The organism is Agrobacterium sp. 6Ca8 (assembly GCF_055382765.1).
This window is the reverse complement of record NZ_AP026434.1, coordinates 1726734-1742826: the sequence shown is the minus strand read 5'-3', so window position 1 is coordinate 1742826 and position 16093 is coordinate 1726734. Positions and strand designations below refer to the sequence as shown.

Below are 16093 nucleotides of genomic sequence, written 5' to 3'. Positions count from 1 at the left end.
GATCAATCGGTCTAGATATTCGTCAACAGCCAAACACTAACGGCGACATTGAAAGGCAAGGACATGATCAAGGATATCAAGGGACTGCATCACGTAACCTCAATGGCTTCGGATGCGCGTCAGAACAATCGCTTCTTCACCGACACACTGGGCCTGCGTCGCGTCAGGCAGACCGTTAACTTCGACGACCCGAACGTCTACCACCTTTATTATGGTGACGAGAACGGCTCCGCCGGCACCGTCATGACCTACTTCCCTTTCCCGAACATGATGCTGGGTCGTCCCGGTGTTGGTGAGGTCGGGGAAACCCAGTTCTCCGTGCCAAAGGGCGCATTGAAATTCTGGCAGGATCGGTTTACCGCGCACGGTGTCGATGGCTTGAAAACTGACACCGTCTTTGGCGCCAACAGACTTCAATTCATGGGTCCGGACGGTGACAGTCTGGCGCTGATTGAATCTGCCGATGACAACCGCGCGCCGTGGCTGGCGGACGGCATTCCGGCCGATGCAGCTATCCGCGGTTTTGCCGGCGCCCGGTTCAGCCTGCACGATACTGCCGCGACAGAAGAGCTTCTTGGTTTCATGGGGTATCAACGCGCCGAGAAGGAAGGTGACGTGACCCGCTTTATCATTCCCAATGGAAACGGCGCCGATACGATTGATGTCGCAGCACTGCCGAAAACGTCGTTTGCCCGTCAGGGCGCCGGTTCGGTTCACCATATCGCCTTTGCCGTCGAAAACCGCGAAAAGCAACTCGAAGTTCGCAAGGCACTGATGGACACCGGTTATCAGGTTACGCCCGTCATTGACCGCGATTATTTCTGGGCAATCTACTTCCGCACACCAGGCGGCGTGTTGTTCGAGATTGCCACGAACGAGCCGGGGTTTGACCGGGACGAGGACACGGCACATCTGGGCGAGGCGCTTAAGTTGCCGAGCCGGTATGAAGCGTTCCGTGACCAGATCCAGGCAAACCTCGAGCCGCTGACTGCCTAACAACCCCCGCTCACTGGTGTCTGTGGCAACTGATCGGGCTTCTATGGAGAAATGCCAATGGATCAATTGGGAGCAATCAGAGCCTTTGTTCGCGTCGTCGAGGCCGGATCCTTTGCAAAGGCTGCCAGCACGATGGGTGCGCCACGGTCCACCGTGAGCAAGCTTGTTCAGGATCTTGAGGCCAGCTTGAGCCTCAAATTGCTGGAACGAACGACACGTTCACTCACGGTGACACCCGAGGGCGTTGCTTATTACGAGCGCGCCCTCCGGCTGATCGCCGATTTCGATGAAATGAACAACGAGGCGACCCGCGGGCGCCTTGCCACCAGGGGAAAACTTCGTGTTGACGTAGGAGGGACCTTCGCCAATACGATTCTGATCCCTCGGTTGCCAGAGTTTTACGCGCTCTATCCAGAGATCGAGTTGCACCTTGGTGTGACAGAACGTCAGGCCGACATCGTTGAAGAGGGAATAGATTGCGTCATTCGTGCCGGAGATCTGCCAAGCGCATCTCTTGTTGCGAAGAAACTATGCAGCGTCGAGATAGTAACCTGCGCCACCCCGGCGTACCTCGAAAAATACGGCGTGCCAGCTTCGCCATCGGATCTGCAGCGTGATCATGTTTTCGTTCAGTACTTTTTCGCGCGCAGCCTGAAGGCCGCACCAGTGCGATTGATGAATGGTGACGAGAAAATAGAAATCTACAGCCCGATCAAGCTCTCCACCAGTGATGCGACTGCGCATTTGCATGGAATATTGGCGGGGCTGGGTATTGGACAGACATTTGAATTCTTGGCACGCGCCCATATCGCTCGCGGCGCACTGGTCCCCATCCTGCAAGATTGGGCGCCACCACGTTATCCTGTTCACATAGTTAGGCCAGCGGGCCGGTTTCCGAGCGTGAAGTATCGGGTATTTGCAGACTGGGTTGCGGGCGTGTTTTCTGCCTACGACGAGGGTACCGCCACGTCCTGATAGCTTTATCCATATCCATGGATAGTTACTCCACAACGGCGGGCTTCTCCACGTTCTCCTTTGACGATATCCCACGGCTGATGTGAGCCCGTGGCTCTATCCCGAATGGGAGTAGGCTGTGACAGGCTTGGCTCCTTGGTCGCACGAACCCACCTGCAATTTGGAATAACGGTTGTTCAGATCAAGTATAAGGCGACGTGATCGCGATATGGGGCGTGAATGCCAACGGTGACCCGCAATCTTGTCGCGTCAATACTCAACGGCAGACTGCCAAGGATTACGCGGCTCACACACCGCGCAACCGTTGTTCACTGGCAGTGCCGCGCAGGGCAAATTCAGCCAAATTGCTTCCCACCGAACAGCGAAATCAAGGACGCTGCAGAAGTCTTCAAGGCCGACTCTGCGCATCAAATTTCCTTTAGAAGTTTTCGGAACGCGTGGCCGCGTATCGCAGCCCCGTGCGAAGTCCGCAGCTCAGCCGGATCGAGAGATTATTGTTGCGATAAAAGCAATTCATTCGCAATTAATATTGCAATTCTACGGGGTCGCAACTCGCGCTACCTTTTCTTTCAGCAGCCGAGGCAGCAAGCGAAAGAAAGCATCGGTTTCAACTTCCCGACGGTCTTGGAAGCTGTGTCCCAGGGCACGGCATCCGACCGAAAGGTCCTGCTCATTTCATAACCGGCCGCATTCGCGGTCCAAAACAACCGAAGAGGAATTGACATGTCCAAGCTTGAAGTTCTTACCCCCGCCAACAGCCAGCTCATTTTCATCGATCAGCAGCCGCAGATGGCATTCGGCGTTCAGTCGATCGACCGCCAGACCCTGAAGAACAACGTCGTTGGCTTGGCCAAGGCTGCCAAGATTTTCAACGTGCCAACCACGATTACCACGGTTGAGACCGAGAGCTTCTCCGGCAACACCTTCCCCGAACTTTTGGCCGTCTATCCGCAGAATGACATCCTTGAACGCACCTCGATGAACTCCTGGGATGATCAGAACGTACGCGATGCGCTGGCAAAGAATGCTGCCAACGGCCGCAAGAAGATTGTCGTCTCTGGTCTGTGGACCGAAGTCTGCAACACGACCTTTGCACTCTCTGCTTTGCATGACGTTCCGGAGTACGAAATCTACATGGTCGCCGATGCTTCCGGCGGCACCTCTTCCGATGCGCACAAATATGCAATGGACCGCATGGTGCAGGCTGGCGTCATACCCGTCACCTGGCAGCAGGTCTTGCTCGAATGGCAGCGCGACTGGGCTCGCAAGGAAACCTACGATGCGGTCACCACACTGGTGAAGGAGCATTCCGGCGCTTATGGCATGGGCATCGATTACGCGGTCACTCACGTCCACGGCGGTGCCGAACGCGTCAGCCATGGCAAGCGCATCGGCCCGAACCCCGCGAAGTAAGCCAGATCAACCGCTCCGGTGACGCATCGGAGCGGTTGTCCGTTTTAACGAGGATGACTCTCATGAAAATCTATCTTCTGTCTCTTGGCGCGGGTCTGCTGGTCGGCATCGTCTACAGCCTGCTCAACGTGCGCTCGCCTGCTCCGCCGGTTATCGCGCTTGTCGGCCTGCTCGGCATTCTCGTCGGTGAGCAGATCATCCCGCTCGCCAAATCGCTCTGGAGCAAGGAGCCGGCAGCGGTTTCCTGGCTCCAGCAGGTGAAGCCGCACATGTTCGGTCACATGCCGAAGGGCGGAAATTCTCCGGAAATTGCCCATCGTTCGCAAACCAATTTGGAGGAGCGGAGCTGATGACGACGCGCCGAACCTTCCTTGGAGCGGCCTCGAGCCTGGCGTTTTCGAACCTCTTCTCAAAGGCCAATGCCGCCGATCCCAACCAGACCGGAATAGATACCATGCACCCAGACTTGATCCTCCATAACGGTCGTTTCACGACCCTTGACCGCACCAATCCAAACGCGACCGCGGTCGCCATCAAGGATGGACTGTTTCTTGAAGTCGGTTCGGACAGCGAGGTCATGTCCCTTGCTGGTTCCAACACCAGGATCGTCGATCTCAAGGGCAAGCGCGTTCTGCCCGGCCTCATCGATAACCATACCCACGTTGTGCGTGGCGGGCTAAACTACAATATGGAATTGCGCTGGGACGGCGTGCGCTCGCTGGCAGATGCAATGGACATGCTCAAGCGCCAGGTGGCGATAACGCCAGCCCCGCAATGGGTGCGTGTTGTCGGCGGGTTCACCGAACACCAGTTTGCGGAGAAGCGTCTGCCGACGATCGAGGAGATCAACGCGGTCGCGCCAGATACCCCAGTATTTCTGCTGCACCTCTATGACCGCGCGCTCTTGAACGGTGCTGCACTGCGCGCTGTCGGTTACACCCGCGATACGCCCAATCCACCCGGTGGCGAAATCACCCGTGATGCCAACGGCAATCCGACTGGTCTGTTGCTGGCCAAGCCTAATGCCGGCATTCTCTACTCCACCCTTGCCAAGGGACCCAAACTGCCTCTCGACTATCAGGTCAACTCCACCCGCCATTTCATGCGTGAGCTCAATCGTCTTGGCGTAACGGGTGTGATTGATGCAGGCGGTGGCTTCCAGAACTACCCTGATGACTACGAGGTCATTCAAAAACTCTCTGACGAGAACCAGATGACGGTGCGTCTGGCCTATAATCTCTTCACCCAGAAGCCCAAGGAAGAAAAGCAAGACTTTCTCAACTGGACGTCTTCGGTCAAATACAAGCAGGGCAACGACTATTTCCGTCACAACGGTGCCGGCGAAATGCTGGTCTTCTCCGCGGCGGACTTCGAGGACTTTCGCCAGCCACGTCCGGAAATGGCGCCGGAAATGGAAGGCGAACTCGAAGAAGTGGTGCGCGTTCTGGCCGAGAACCGTTGGCCATGGCGCATGCACGCCACGTATGACGAGACAATCTCCCGTTCGCTTGATGTCTTCGAGAAGGTCAACAAGGACATTCCGCTTGAAGGTTTGAACTGGTTCTTCGACCATGCCGAAACCATCTCGGACCGGTCCATCGACCGCATTGCGGCCCTTGGTGGCGGCATCGCAACCCAGCATCGCATGGCCTATCAGGGCGAATATTTCGTCGAGCGATATGGCCAAGGCGTTGCCGAAGCGACCCCACCGATCCGAAAGATGCTCGACAAGGGCGTCAACGTTTCCGCCGGCACGGATGCGACCCGCGTCGCCTCCTACAACCCCTGGGTCTCGTTGTCCTGGATGGTGACCGGCAAGACGGTTGGTGGCATGCAACTCTATCCGCGTGCCAACTGCCTCGATCGCGAGACGGCTCTGCGGATGTGGACTGAAAAAGTCACATGGTTTTCGAATGAAGAAGGCAAGAAAGGCCGTATCGAGAAAGGCCAGTTCGCCGACCTTGTCGTTCCCGACAAGGACTTCTTCTCCTGCGCCGAAGACGAGATCTCGTTCCTGGTATCGGAGCTGACCATGGTTGGCGGCAAAATCGTCTATGGAGCGGGTGACTTCAAAACGCTCGACGAGAACGACGTGCCGCCTGCAATGCCCGACTGGTCTCCAGTCCGCAAGTTCGGCGGATATGCTGCATGGGGCGAGCCGGAAGGTGCTGGCGCGCGGTCTCTAAGGCGCACGGCTATCTCGACCTGTGGCTGCGCCAGCGATTGCGGCGTGCATGGTCACGACCATGCGGGAGCCTGGACCTCGAAACTGCCGATCGCCGACCTCAAGGGTTTCTTCGGCGCTCTTGGCTGCTCTTGCTGGGCAGTCTGATCGTGTCCTCGCTTGGGCGACTTCTGTTCGCCCAAGCGATCCGACCCTATAATTGCAATATTGGCAATTAAATCGAAACTATTGCTGCAATTGTTGGCAGAGCGATCACCGGCCAATATCGCTCCATCAAACGCGGCCGCTCGATCACGTCAGCGACCAAAAAGGAGCAGGATATGACCTACCAATCCCCTATATCGAATTCGGCCTTGAGCGGACTTGCACGCGTCGTCGGCTCTCCCATTACGAGAACTGTATCGCTGCTTGCTCTCTGCGCTGCCTACATCCAGGGTCCACTCACCAAGATTTTCGATTTCAATGGCGCGCTTGCTGAGATGAATCATTTCGGTCTGCAGCCTGCCGCTCTCTTTGCCGTCGTCGTCATCGTGTTCGAGCTTACGGCCTCCGCGATGGTGGTCTCGGGCTTCCTGCGCTGGGCAGGCGCACTCGCACTTGCAGGCTTTACGCTTCTCGCAACGTTCATTGCTCTTCGCTTCTGGGAAATGGCGCCCGGCATGGACCGCATGATGGCAACGAACGCCTTCTTCGAACACATCGGTCTGGCCGGTGCATTCATCTTCGTTGCAGCGGCCGACCTTGCAAAGGGAGCGGGTAAATGAGCGCCGCGAAAACATCCGGGGGCACTTTTGCTCCTCTCGCACAGCCCGTCTTCGCGGTCCTTTGGATTGCAACGGTTCTCGGCAATACCGGAAGCTTCATGCGCGATGTCGCAAGCTCATGGCTGATGACGGACCTCTCGGCATCGCCTGCTGCAGTCGCCATGGTTCAGGCGGCCGGAACATTGCCGATCTTCCTGCTTGCCATTCCGGCAGGCGTTCTCACCGACATTCTGGATCGCCGCAAGTTCCTGATTGCGGTCCAGCTCCTGCTGGCCTTCGTAAGTATCTCGCTGATGGTCCTCTCGCAGACAGGCATGCTTTCCGTGAGCGCACTGATCGGCCTGACGTTCCTCGGCGGCATTGGTGCCGCATTGATGGGCCCGACCTGGCAGGCGATTGTTCCTGAACTGGTGAAACGCGAGGACGTGAAGAGCGCTGTCGCTCTCAACTCCCTCGGCATCAATATCGCTCGTTCCATCGGCCCAGCTGCTGGCGGTTTGCTTTTGGCAGCGTTCGGGGCGGGGATCACCTATGGCGCAGACGTTGCAAGCTACATCTTCGTTATCGCGGCTCTGGTGTGGTGGCCACGTGCCAAAAACGCCAACGACGCTCTACAAGAGAACTTCTTCGGCGCGTTCAGGGCTGGCCTACGTTACACTCGCTCAAGCCGCCCCCTGCATGTCGTCCTTCTTCGTGCCGCCATCTTCTTCGCATTCGCCAGTGCCGTCTGGGCACTTCTTCCGCTGGTTGCCCGTCAACTGCTGGGTGGTGATGCCAGCTTCTACGGTATTCTGCTTGGTGCGGTCGGCGCCGGTGCGATCGGTGGAGCATTGGTCATGCCGAGGCTACGCGAACGCCTGAGCTCGGATGGTTTGCTTCTTGGCGCAGCGGTGATCACCGCAGTCGTCATGGGTGTTCTTTCGCTCGCCCCGCCGAAGATCGTCGCCATTATCGCTCTTCTGTTCCTTGGTGGTGCTTGGATCACCGCCCTGACGACCCTGAACGGCGCAGCCCAGGCTGTTCTGCCCAACTGGGTGCGTGGGCGTGGCCTCGCTGTCTATCTGACCGTATTCAACGGAGCCATGACGGCGGGCAGCCTCGGCTGGGGTGCTGTGGGCGAAGCCGTTGGAATTCAGACGACATTGCTTATCGGTGCAGCTGGCTTGCTCGTTGCAGGGTTCATCATGCACCGCGTAAAGCTCCCGGCTGGTGACGCCGACATGGTGCCGTCCAACCACTGGCCGGAACCGCTGGTCGCCGAGCCTGTTGCTCATGACCGTGGTCCTGTCCTGATCCTCATCGAGTACAAGGTCGAGAAACAGCATCGTTCAGCCTTCCTGCGTGCTCTCGACCACCTCTCTCAAGAACGCCGCCGCGATGGTGCCTATGGGTGGGGTGTGACGGAAGATTCCGCCGATCCGGAAAAGATCGTCGAGTGGTTCATGGTGGAATCCTGGGCTGAGCACCTCCGCCAGCACAAGCGGGTTTCCAACGCCGATGCAGACGTGCAGGGAAAGGTTCTGACCTACCATGTTGGTCCGGACAAACCCGTCGTTCGTCACTTCCTGACGATCAACCGGCCAGGGGCGGCGTAAACATTCCATAAAACGGGCGGCTCTGGCCGCCCTTTTTTATGCCATTTGACGCAGGAAACCTGGAGCCGACTAAACTTTTCTCATTCATCCGTTGTCGTGAAAAGGTACCAGATGGATGTCGGCCATCATGCAAGCGACATCTCAAAACACGAGCGCTATCGCGCCAATCGTTTTGGTTTTCTCGCCCATCCTCCCCGCCAGAAAAGCCTGACCAAACGGCGCATATACGGATCGATTAACCGGCTCCTGCTGCATTCGAAGCGAAAAAGCCGCAATCCAGCTTTACAACTGTCTGAAAGACGTGGAGGAGCGTGGCACCGTGAAACATCCTATCCCAGCGCTGTTTGTATGTATGGCGTCGCTCGTCGCCTCAACCGCCCCCGTTTTCGCAAATTGCGTTTCTCTGGTTGGGCGGCCTGAATGGCCGCTCATTGCAGGGGCAGTTTCCTCAGCACAGGTTTGTGAGCAGCTCCCAGCCGGACCCAACCAAACTCGCAGTTTCCGCGTGCAATCCGCAGAATTTTGCCGTGGCGTGGATCAAAACTCCACTCTTAGAGCTACGGCCATAGTTACTTGCGAAAGCCCTCCCGACGCGCTTTTCGAGATGCCACCGATGCAGTCGGAGATTGCGGTGATCGTTTCAGTCAACGAAAGAGCATGCAAAATCACCGATGCTCAAATTCAGATCGGCGGTGAGCTGGGAAGCCTCCTGCCCGGCACGGTGGATGCCAGCGAACTCGCGAGGCGCTGGACGGGGTCGCAATTGTCGCAACTCTGCCAGATGCGTTAGTTTTATGAGCGCGTGGTCTACTCCATCTCTAGAAAGACAGCCTGGGTGACAGTGGGCGGCTGACGGTGGCTGCCCCATGGATCGCGTATGCCGATTTATGAGCCTCGCTAATAAGTGTTAGCGAAAAGGCGCATCTAATCATCTTCTTTTGCTTCCCTATGTTGGGATATGGCGTTTCTCCGAGTGCGCCAGACCATCAACAACGAATGGAGCTGGAGATGAGAGATCACTCACATTTGGAACTTTCGCGGCGGGACTTACTTGTTTCCTCGGCGGCGGCAATTGCTGTCACGGGAGTTGCGGCAAAAGGAGCCGCAGCACAGTCCTCGGGGGAAGAAATGAATTTCAAGACAAGTGTTTCCTTCAAAGTGAACGGCGAGATGCATGATCTCGAACTCGACAATCGCACGAGCTTGCTCGACGCCTTGCGCGAGCACCTTCATCTAACCGGCACAAAGAAAGGCTGCGATCACGGACAGTGCGGCGCTTGTACCGTGATGGTGGATGGACGCCGGATCAATTCGTGCCTGACGTTGGCTGTGATGCACGACGGTGACGAGGTCACCACCATCGAGGGCCTCGGACAACCTGGAAACCTGCATCCCATGCAAGCCGCATTCATCAAACACGACGGTTTTCAGTGTGGTTACTGTACTCCCGGACAAATCTGTTCCTCCGTGGCGGTCTTGGAGGAAATCAAGTCGAACATCCCAAGCCACGCCACTGCAGACATTTCCGCAAAGGTGGAAGTCACCGCGGCAGAAGTTCGGGAACGAATGAGCGGAAACATCTGTCGATGCGGCGCCTACTCGAACATTCTCGATGCAATTGCCGAAGTCGGGGGGATCGAAGCATGAGAGCCTTCACATACGAGCGAGCCACAACGGCTCAGGCGGCAGCGAAAGCGGCAGCAGCCAATCCGGAAGCCAAATTCATCGCCGGCGGGACAAATATCCTGGACTTGATGAAGCTGGAGATCGAGCACCCGGCGCATCTCATCGACATCAACGGAGTTGGTCTCGACAAGATCGAAACCACCTCTGATGGCGGTCTGCGCATAGGGGCTTTGGTCCGCAATACCGATCTGGCAAGCGACGAGACTGTCCGTCGCGACTATGGTTTGCTTACCCGCGCCCTGGTCGCCGGGGCGTCTGGTCAACTGCGAAACAAGGCCACCACCGCGGGCAATCTCCTCCAGCGCACGCGCTGTCCGTATTTCTATGACACCAACCAACCGTGCAACAAGCGGCAGCCGGGAAGCGGATGTTCGGCCCTTGGCGGTTTTTCGCGACAGCATGCAGTCGTCGGAAGCAGCGAGTCCTGTATCGCCACCCATCCCAGCGACATGGCTGTTGCGATGAGGGCGCTCGACGCAACCGTCGAAACGGTCAATGGCGACGGCCGTGGCCGCGCAATCCCGATCGCAGACTTTCACAGGCTTCCCGGCGATACCCCACACATCGAGACGGTCCTGGAGCCGGGCGAGTTCATAACTGCGGTCACGCTGCCGAAGCCAATTGGGGGCAAGCATATCTATCGCAAGGTGCGCGATCGGGCCTCCTACGCGTTTGCGCTCGTATCCGTCGCTGCGGTGATCCAGCCGGATGGCACCGGCCGCGTGGCTGTAGGTGGCGTCGCTCACAAGCCCTGGCGAACAGGCTCAGGTGACCAGGAGCTGAAGAGCGGTGCAAAAGCCGCAAGTGCGGCACTTCTCGGCGACGCTCGCCCGACGGAGCAAAATCGCTTCAAGATAACCCTCGTGGAACGAACGATCGGTGCGGTGATCGCAGAGGCAAGGGGATAACGACCATGAAATTCGACACACCTGCAATCAACAATCCCATCGACCGGATGAAAGTCGTCGGTCAGCCTATCCCCCGCATTGACGGCCAAGAGAAAACGACGGGCCGAGCAATGTATGCCTACGAATGGCACGATCCGAATATTCCTTACGCCTACGGGTATCCGGTCGGTGCCGCGATTGCGAAGGGCCGTATCCGGTCGATATCGACCGACGCCGCAAAGCGGTCCCCCGGCGTTTTGACGGTTGTCACCACCTTGGACGTGGGCAAGCGCGAGAAGGGTAAATTCAACACAGCCAATCTTTTTGGTGGCGATGAAGTCCAGCACTATCACCAGGCGGTGGCAGTGGTTGTCGCAGAAACCTTCGAGCAGGCGCGCGCCGCAGCTTCGCTTGTGACAGTAGAATATGAAACTGCGCCCGGGAGCTTCGATCTCAAGAAGGCCAAGGACAGTGCGGTCAAGCCCGACGAGAAGCAGCAGCCCGACACGGCAGTCGGTGACTTCGAGGGAGCCTTCAAGAGCGCACCGGTCACTCTCGACGAAAGTTATACCACTCCAGATCAGTCACATTCCATGATGGAGCCCCATGCGTCCATCGCTGCGTGGCATGGCGATAAACTGACCGTTTGGACGTCCAGCCAGATGATTGATTGGTGGCGATCCGATCTGGCGACTACACTTGGTATCGACAAGGACAATATCCATTTGATGTCGCCATTCATAGGCGGAGGTTTCGGGGGTAAGCTTTTCTTGCGGGCCGACGCGGTGCTCGCTGCCTTTGCAGCAAAGGCTACTGGACGTCCGGTCAAGGTCGCGCTTCCCCGTCCGTTCATAGCGAACAACACGACGCATCGGCCGGCGACGATCCAGCGTATTCGCATTGGAGCGACACAGGACGGCAAAATCACCGCGATTGCTCACGAAAGCTGGTCGGGTGACCAGCCTGGGGGCCAGCTGGAAACGGCTGTCAATCAGACGCGACTGCTCTACGCGGGTGAGAACCGGATGACTGCCATGAGACTGGCCACGCTTCACTTGCCAGAAGGCAATGCGATGCGGGCGCCCGGCGAAGCGCCGGGGTTGATGGCCCTCGAGATCGCCATAGACGAGATAGCCGAAAAGGTGGGCGTCGATCCGGTCGAGTTTCGGATACTCAACGACACTCAGGTCGACCCTGAGAAGCCCGAGCGCGCTTTTACCCAAAGGAACCTGGTCGGCTGTCTCAAGCTCGGGGCGGAACGGTTTGGCTGGAACCAGCGCGGCAAGCCGGGGTCCCGACGAGAAGGAAACTGGCTGATCGGATCGGGTGTTGCAGCCGCTTTGCGAAACAATCTTCTCCTCCCATCCGCAGCAAGGGTTCGGCTCGGCGCTGACGGCATTGCAACGGTTGAAACCGATATGACCGATATCGGGACCGGCAGCTATACCATCATCGCACAAACAGCAGCTGAGATGCTGGGCCTGCCGGTCGATCGAGTAGCAGTCCAGCTGGGCGATTCCCGCTTTCCGGTTTCGGCGGGGTCGGGCGGGCAGTTCGGCGCGAACTGTTCTACCTCCGGCGTCTACGCAGCCTGCGTGAAGCTTCGTGAGGCGGTGGCGCAGAAACTCGGCTTTAACACTGATGACGTCGTGTTCGAGAACGGACAGGTTCGATCAGGAAACCGTTCGGTAGCGCTTACGGAGGCGGCTGCGCCAAACGGCCTTGTTGGCGAGGATGGAATGGAATGGGGCGATCTTTCCGAAGCCCATCAACAGTCAACGTTCGGTGCCCACTTCGTGGAAGTCGGCGTTGACGTGGCCACGGGTGAAACGCGCATTCGACGCATGCTGGCCGTCTGTGCGGCCGGACGGATCCTGAACCCGATAACAGCGCGCAGCCAGGTTATTGGTGCCATGACAATGGGTGTGGGTGGAGCCCTGTCCGAGGAGTTGGCGGTCGATACGAAGCAAGGCTTCTTCGTCAACCACGATCTGGCTGGCTACGAAGTTCCGGTGCATGCCGACATTCCTCATCAGGAAGTGATTTTCATGGACGAAGCAGACCCCATGTCGTCGCCGATGAAGGCCAAGGGCGTTGGCGAGCTTGGTCTCTGCGGGGTTTCTGCAGCCGTCGCCAACGCAATCTATAATGCCACCGGGGTGAGGGTGCGTCACTATCCTGTGACGCTCGACAAGATCATAGGCGGGCTGCCGGATGTTGCATGACGACATCGCCGCCCTCACAGATATCTGTCCTCAGGAGGATATCCAAGCTGCGACAAAGCCGACGCCGGTCAGGTCGTTGCTCACCGATGATACGGAAGAAATATTTGGCTTTGCGATAAGGGAGCTTGCAAAGGGCAGGGTGGCACTTGCCACCCTTGTCGAAATTCGCGGGGGAGCGGCTCGCGCGCTTGGCTCCCATGTCGCCATTGCGGCAGATGGTCGTTTTTGTGGCTATGTGTCGGGGGGCTGCATCGAGACAGCGGTCGCTTCCGAGGCGCTCGACGCAATGGGCGAGAACAGAGATAGGGAGGTGAAGTTCGGATTAGGCTCCCCCTTTTTCGATATTGCCCTGCCGTGCGGCGGTGGGATTACCGTGTCGATCCACGTGCTGCAAAATACCGAGATGTTGAGCGGCGCTCTTGAACAGCTTCATCAGCGCCGGACCACGGGCCTGCGCTACTCGAGGCAGACCCAACAGCTCCAGATCGTCGAGCCGCCATCGCGGGCCGGTTACGCCGACGACCACTTTTTCACGGTCTATCGGCCGCGCACGCGTGTCGTGATTTCCGGTCAAAGTATAGAGGCCGAGAGGGCCGCTGATATAGCCCAATCCTCCGGCTTCGAGGTGGTGGCCTGCACAGCGAGCGAAAAAGTTGTGCCCGATATCGATCAGTACACCGCTGTTGTTCTTCTCCATCACGACCTTGATGCGGAGCAGTCCGTTCTGCAAGCCGCGTTACGGTCACCCGCATTCTACATCGGCGCCTTGGGGAGCACCCGTACACACCGCAGACGGGTCGATTTCCTTGTCAGCTCCGGTTTCTCCCGGGCAGATACTGATCGGATAAGGGCGCCGATCGGGCTTTTCGGGCCAACCCGCGATGCGAACTCTCTTGCCCTGTCCATCCTTGCCGACATCGCGGCGAGCCGCTTGTCCCTTTATGCGTGAGGTTCGGTGTGGAAGCGGCAGGAGATAGACGAGTGTCAGTTGCCGTGGTTGTCCTGGCCGCTGGACGATCGAGCAGGATGGCGGGTGCCGGGCACAAGCTTCTTGCGCGTTTTCGGGAAACCAGCCTCGTTCGTCGGGCCGCATTGGCAGCGCTTGGGGCCGGCAATCGTTCTGTGGTTGTTGTGACCGGATACCGAAGCTCGGACGTCGAGGCCGAAATTGCAGGGCTCGACCTGATCATCGCGAGAAACTCCAACTTCAGTGACGGAATGGCAAGCTCGATCGTGCTCGGCGTCCAGCGTGCCGCCTCGCAAGATCCCGACGGGATTATGATCATGCTTGCGGATATGCCGCTGCTTGAACCTGCGGATATTGACGCACTCACCGGCGCTTTTGCGGAGAGAAACGGAGAGGCGATTATCCGCGCGGTGTGCGAAGGAAATCCGGGAAACCCGGTTGTCTTTCCTCGCGCCGCATTCCCGCAGCTCATGGAGCTTATAGGCGACAGCGGCGCGCGCAAGATAATCACGCAATGTGGTCTCGACGTCATCGACATAGAGATCGGCGAAAGCGCCAAGGTGGACATAGACAACACAGAGCAGCTCGTTGCTTTAGGTGGCCATCCAGAAATCGACTGATCATCGAAACCTCATGTGTGCAGAGGCGTGGATCGCATCTTTACATCGACACCCCTTTTTATTGTCCATCACCGAACATTTGTCGTGCTTAACGCGTTCCTTCAGTTGCGGCACAATGATGTGCCCATGGAGGTGGTCATGACCAAATTCGCGCTTTACGTTCCGCTCGAGGCAATGCCCGGCAAAGAACAGGAGGTCGCCGAGTTTCTGCGATCAGCCTTACCGCTGGTCAATGCAGAGCCCGGCACGATTTCCTGGTATGCGATACAGGGAGGCCCAAGTTCGTTTGCAATCTTCGATACATTCGACGATGAGGACGGTAGGGATGCGCACTTAAATGGCCAAGTCGCTGCAGCCTTGATGGCGAAGGCAGAGGCAGGGGACCTGTTCGCCAAGCCGCCGCAGATACACATGCTGTCTATCCTCGCCGAAAAGCGTTCATAGCCCAGACTATTCGGCCCTCACAATGTCGAACAGATGGGCTCAGATCGGCAACAAAATGAGATAATATCTCGTTCACCAATGGCGGGCGGCTGGGGTTGCGGTAGCAATCATAAAAACATCCGTTAGTGGTCGGCAGTTCGAACAAAGTCAGCGCGTGCAGAGTTCTTCCGCCGCTTCGAGCTAATACCTTTGACTTTGACGGACCTTCAGCATTGTGCAACCGTCGCCACATAGACCGGCGTCGGCGCTTAGATCCTCGTCGAGAGCTTTGAGTCCTTTGTGCAGGGAAAGATACTCTCATGCGGATCGTGATCTTCGTTCCAAAGGACGTGCATTCTCTGGAGCTTGCAGGGCTAATGGACGTGTTTGCCGAAGCAAATGCCCGTGTTGAAAAGTTATTCTACGAAGTTGCTGTCTTGGCAGGGCACGAGGGCACGATCCGCTGTGCATCGGGGCTAAAAATCCTGACCGACTGCGCTTTCGATGCGTACCTTGGTAGCCCCGATACATTGCTTGTGGCCGGGAGCGTCGGAGTTCCGCAAAGTCCGGGCGGGCGTGTTGTCGACTGGATTGTTAAAATCGCGGCTCAGGCGCGGCGCTACGGCTCCGTCTGCACGGGGGCATTCGTGCTTGGCGAGGCAGGTCTACTAAAAGACCGGCGTGTTACGACGCACTGGCAGTTCGCGTCACTGTTGGCCGAGCGCTTCCCCGAGACGCGGGTGGAAAGCGACCGGGTTTTTGTCCGTGATGGCGCGATGATCACGTCGGCCGGTTCCAGCGCGGCTATAGATCTCGGCCTTTCCCTCGTCGAGGAGGACTTGGGCCGGGAGATTGCGCTCTACGTTGCTCGCCGGCTCGTCGTGTTTCTGAAGCGACCAGGCGATCAGTCACAGTTCAGCGTGCATCTGGCGGCACAGGCTATCGACCGCAGCCGTCTACACAACGTCCAGCAATATGTTCTGAACCATCCGGCGGCGGACCTTTCTGTCAGCGCCTTGGCGAAGATCGCGGCCATGAGTGTGCGGAACTTTACGCGTGTTTTTTCGCAGGAGGTCGGTATATCGCCATCAGACTATGTCGACCGGACCCGTATCGACGTTGCGCGCTTCCTTTTGGAAGGGAGCCGCCTGCCAATCGCATTGGTGGCAGCGAGAAGTGGTTTTGGATCGACACGCGCGATGCGCCGTGCCTTTGTTTCGCACGCTGGAGTGACGCCGTCCGACTACCGTGATCGCTTTCGGACGTCTGGCGATGGCGCGAGAATCAGTTTGTCCGAAAACGGCTGACGCTTGTCCTGGAACCGCCTCGGCTGCGGGTTGCCCCGTCCGTGTTCGCC

At 57.9% G+C, this 16093-nt stretch carries 16 protein-coding genes; all 16 read left to right on the top strand.

The annotated features are described in order from the left end of the window. The first annotated feature begins 63 nt into the window (after positions 1–63). The 16 genes from ACZ5A6_RS22085 (at position 64) to ACZ5A6_RS22010 (ending at position 16043) form a co-directional block, all read left to right on the top strand. Positions 64–996: a VOC family protein gene (locus tag ACZ5A6_RS22085; RefSeq protein ID WP_464111408.1), complete on the top strand. Its 933-nt coding sequence runs from the start codon at positions 64–66 to the stop codon at positions 994–996. A gap of 57 nt (positions 997–1053) precedes the next feature. Next, on the top strand, positions 1054–1971 hold the full coding sequence (locus tag ACZ5A6_RS22080) for a LysR family transcriptional regulator (protein WP_013762169.1): 918 nt from the start codon (positions 1054–1056) through the stop codon (positions 1969–1971). A 723-nt stretch (positions 1972–2694) separates the two neighbouring features. Further along, positions 2695–3384 carry a hydrolase gene (locus ACZ5A6_RS22075; protein WP_013762171.1) on the top strand — a complete coding sequence of 230 codons (690 nt, stop codon included), beginning with the start codon at positions 2695–2697 and terminating at the stop codon, positions 3382–3384. A gap of 62 nt (positions 3385–3446) precedes the next feature. After that, positions 3447–3734, top strand: a complete 288-nt coding sequence (locus ACZ5A6_RS22070) for a XapX domain-containing protein (RefSeq protein ID WP_003519470.1) — start codon at positions 3447–3449, stop codon at positions 3732–3734. Beyond that, positions 3734–5716, top strand: a complete 1983-nt coding sequence (locus ACZ5A6_RS22065) for an amidohydrolase (protein WP_013762172.1) — start codon at positions 3734–3736, stop codon at positions 5714–5716. The genes ACZ5A6_RS22070 and ACZ5A6_RS22065 overlap by 1 nt, the downstream gene beginning before the upstream one ends. A 173-nt stretch (positions 5717–5889) precedes the next feature. Then, the gene (locus ACZ5A6_RS22060; protein ID WP_065658421.1) at positions 5890–6333 is read left to right on the top strand and encodes a DoxX family protein; all 444 of its coding nucleotides are present in this window, start codon (positions 5890–5892) and stop codon (positions 6331–6333) included. Next, positions 6330–7928 (top strand): MFS transporter, encoded by a 1599-nt coding sequence (locus ACZ5A6_RS22055; protein ID WP_035200026.1) that lies wholly within the window; start codon positions 6330–6332, stop codon positions 7926–7928. Before ACZ5A6_RS22060 ends, ACZ5A6_RS22055 begins: the two co-directional genes overlap by 4 nt. A gap of 111 nt (positions 7929–8039) precedes the next feature. Next, a complete protein-coding gene (locus tag ACZ5A6_RS22050) occupies positions 8040–8348 on the top strand; it encodes a hypothetical protein (RefSeq protein WP_141682257.1) in 309 nt (102 codons plus the stop codon). 193 nt (positions 8349–8541) lie between these two features. Beyond that, positions 8542–8718, top strand: coding sequence for a hypothetical protein (locus tag ACZ5A6_RS22045; protein WP_003518350.1), 177 nt, complete (start codon positions 8542–8544; stop codon positions 8716–8718). Between the two features lie 218 nt (positions 8719–8936). Next, positions 8937–9575, top strand: coding sequence for an aldehyde dehydrogenase iron-sulfur subunit PaoA (gene paoA, locus ACZ5A6_RS22040; RefSeq protein ID WP_003518348.1), 639 nt, complete (start codon positions 8937–8939; stop codon positions 9573–9575). After that, the gene (locus tag ACZ5A6_RS22035; protein ID WP_111800158.1) at positions 9572–10522 is read left to right on the top strand and encodes an FAD binding domain-containing protein; all 951 of its coding nucleotides are present in this window, start codon (positions 9572–9574) and stop codon (positions 10520–10522) included. The genes paoA and ACZ5A6_RS22035 overlap by 4 nt, the downstream gene beginning before the upstream one ends. Positions 10523–10527: 5 nt before the next feature. Beyond that, positions 10528–12726 (top strand): aldehyde oxidoreductase molybdenum-binding subunit PaoC, encoded by a 2199-nt coding sequence (gene paoC / locus ACZ5A6_RS22030; RefSeq protein ID WP_038494776.1) that lies wholly within the window; start codon positions 10528–10530, stop codon positions 12724–12726. Next, positions 12716–13675, top strand: a complete 960-nt coding sequence (locus tag ACZ5A6_RS22025; protein WP_112292334.1) for an XdhC family protein — start codon at positions 12716–12718, stop codon at positions 13673–13675. The genes paoC and ACZ5A6_RS22025 overlap by 11 nt, the downstream gene beginning before the upstream one ends. Positions 13676–13707: 32 nt before the next feature. Next, positions 13708–14313, top strand: a complete 606-nt coding sequence (locus ACZ5A6_RS22020; RefSeq protein ID WP_336510035.1) for a nucleotidyltransferase family protein — start codon at positions 13708–13710, stop codon at positions 14311–14313. Positions 14314–14451: 138 nt separating this feature from the next. Beyond that, positions 14452–14757, top strand: coding sequence for a putative quinol monooxygenase (locus tag ACZ5A6_RS22015; RefSeq protein WP_026331023.1), 306 nt, complete (start codon positions 14452–14454; stop codon positions 14755–14757). A gap of 299 nt (positions 14758–15056) precedes the next feature. Continuing rightward, the gene (locus ACZ5A6_RS22010) at positions 15057–16043 is read left to right on the top strand and encodes a GlxA family transcriptional regulator (RefSeq protein WP_003518336.1); all 987 of its coding nucleotides are present in this window, start codon (positions 15057–15059) and stop codon (positions 16041–16043) included. Positions 16044–16093: the final 50 nt, after the last annotated feature.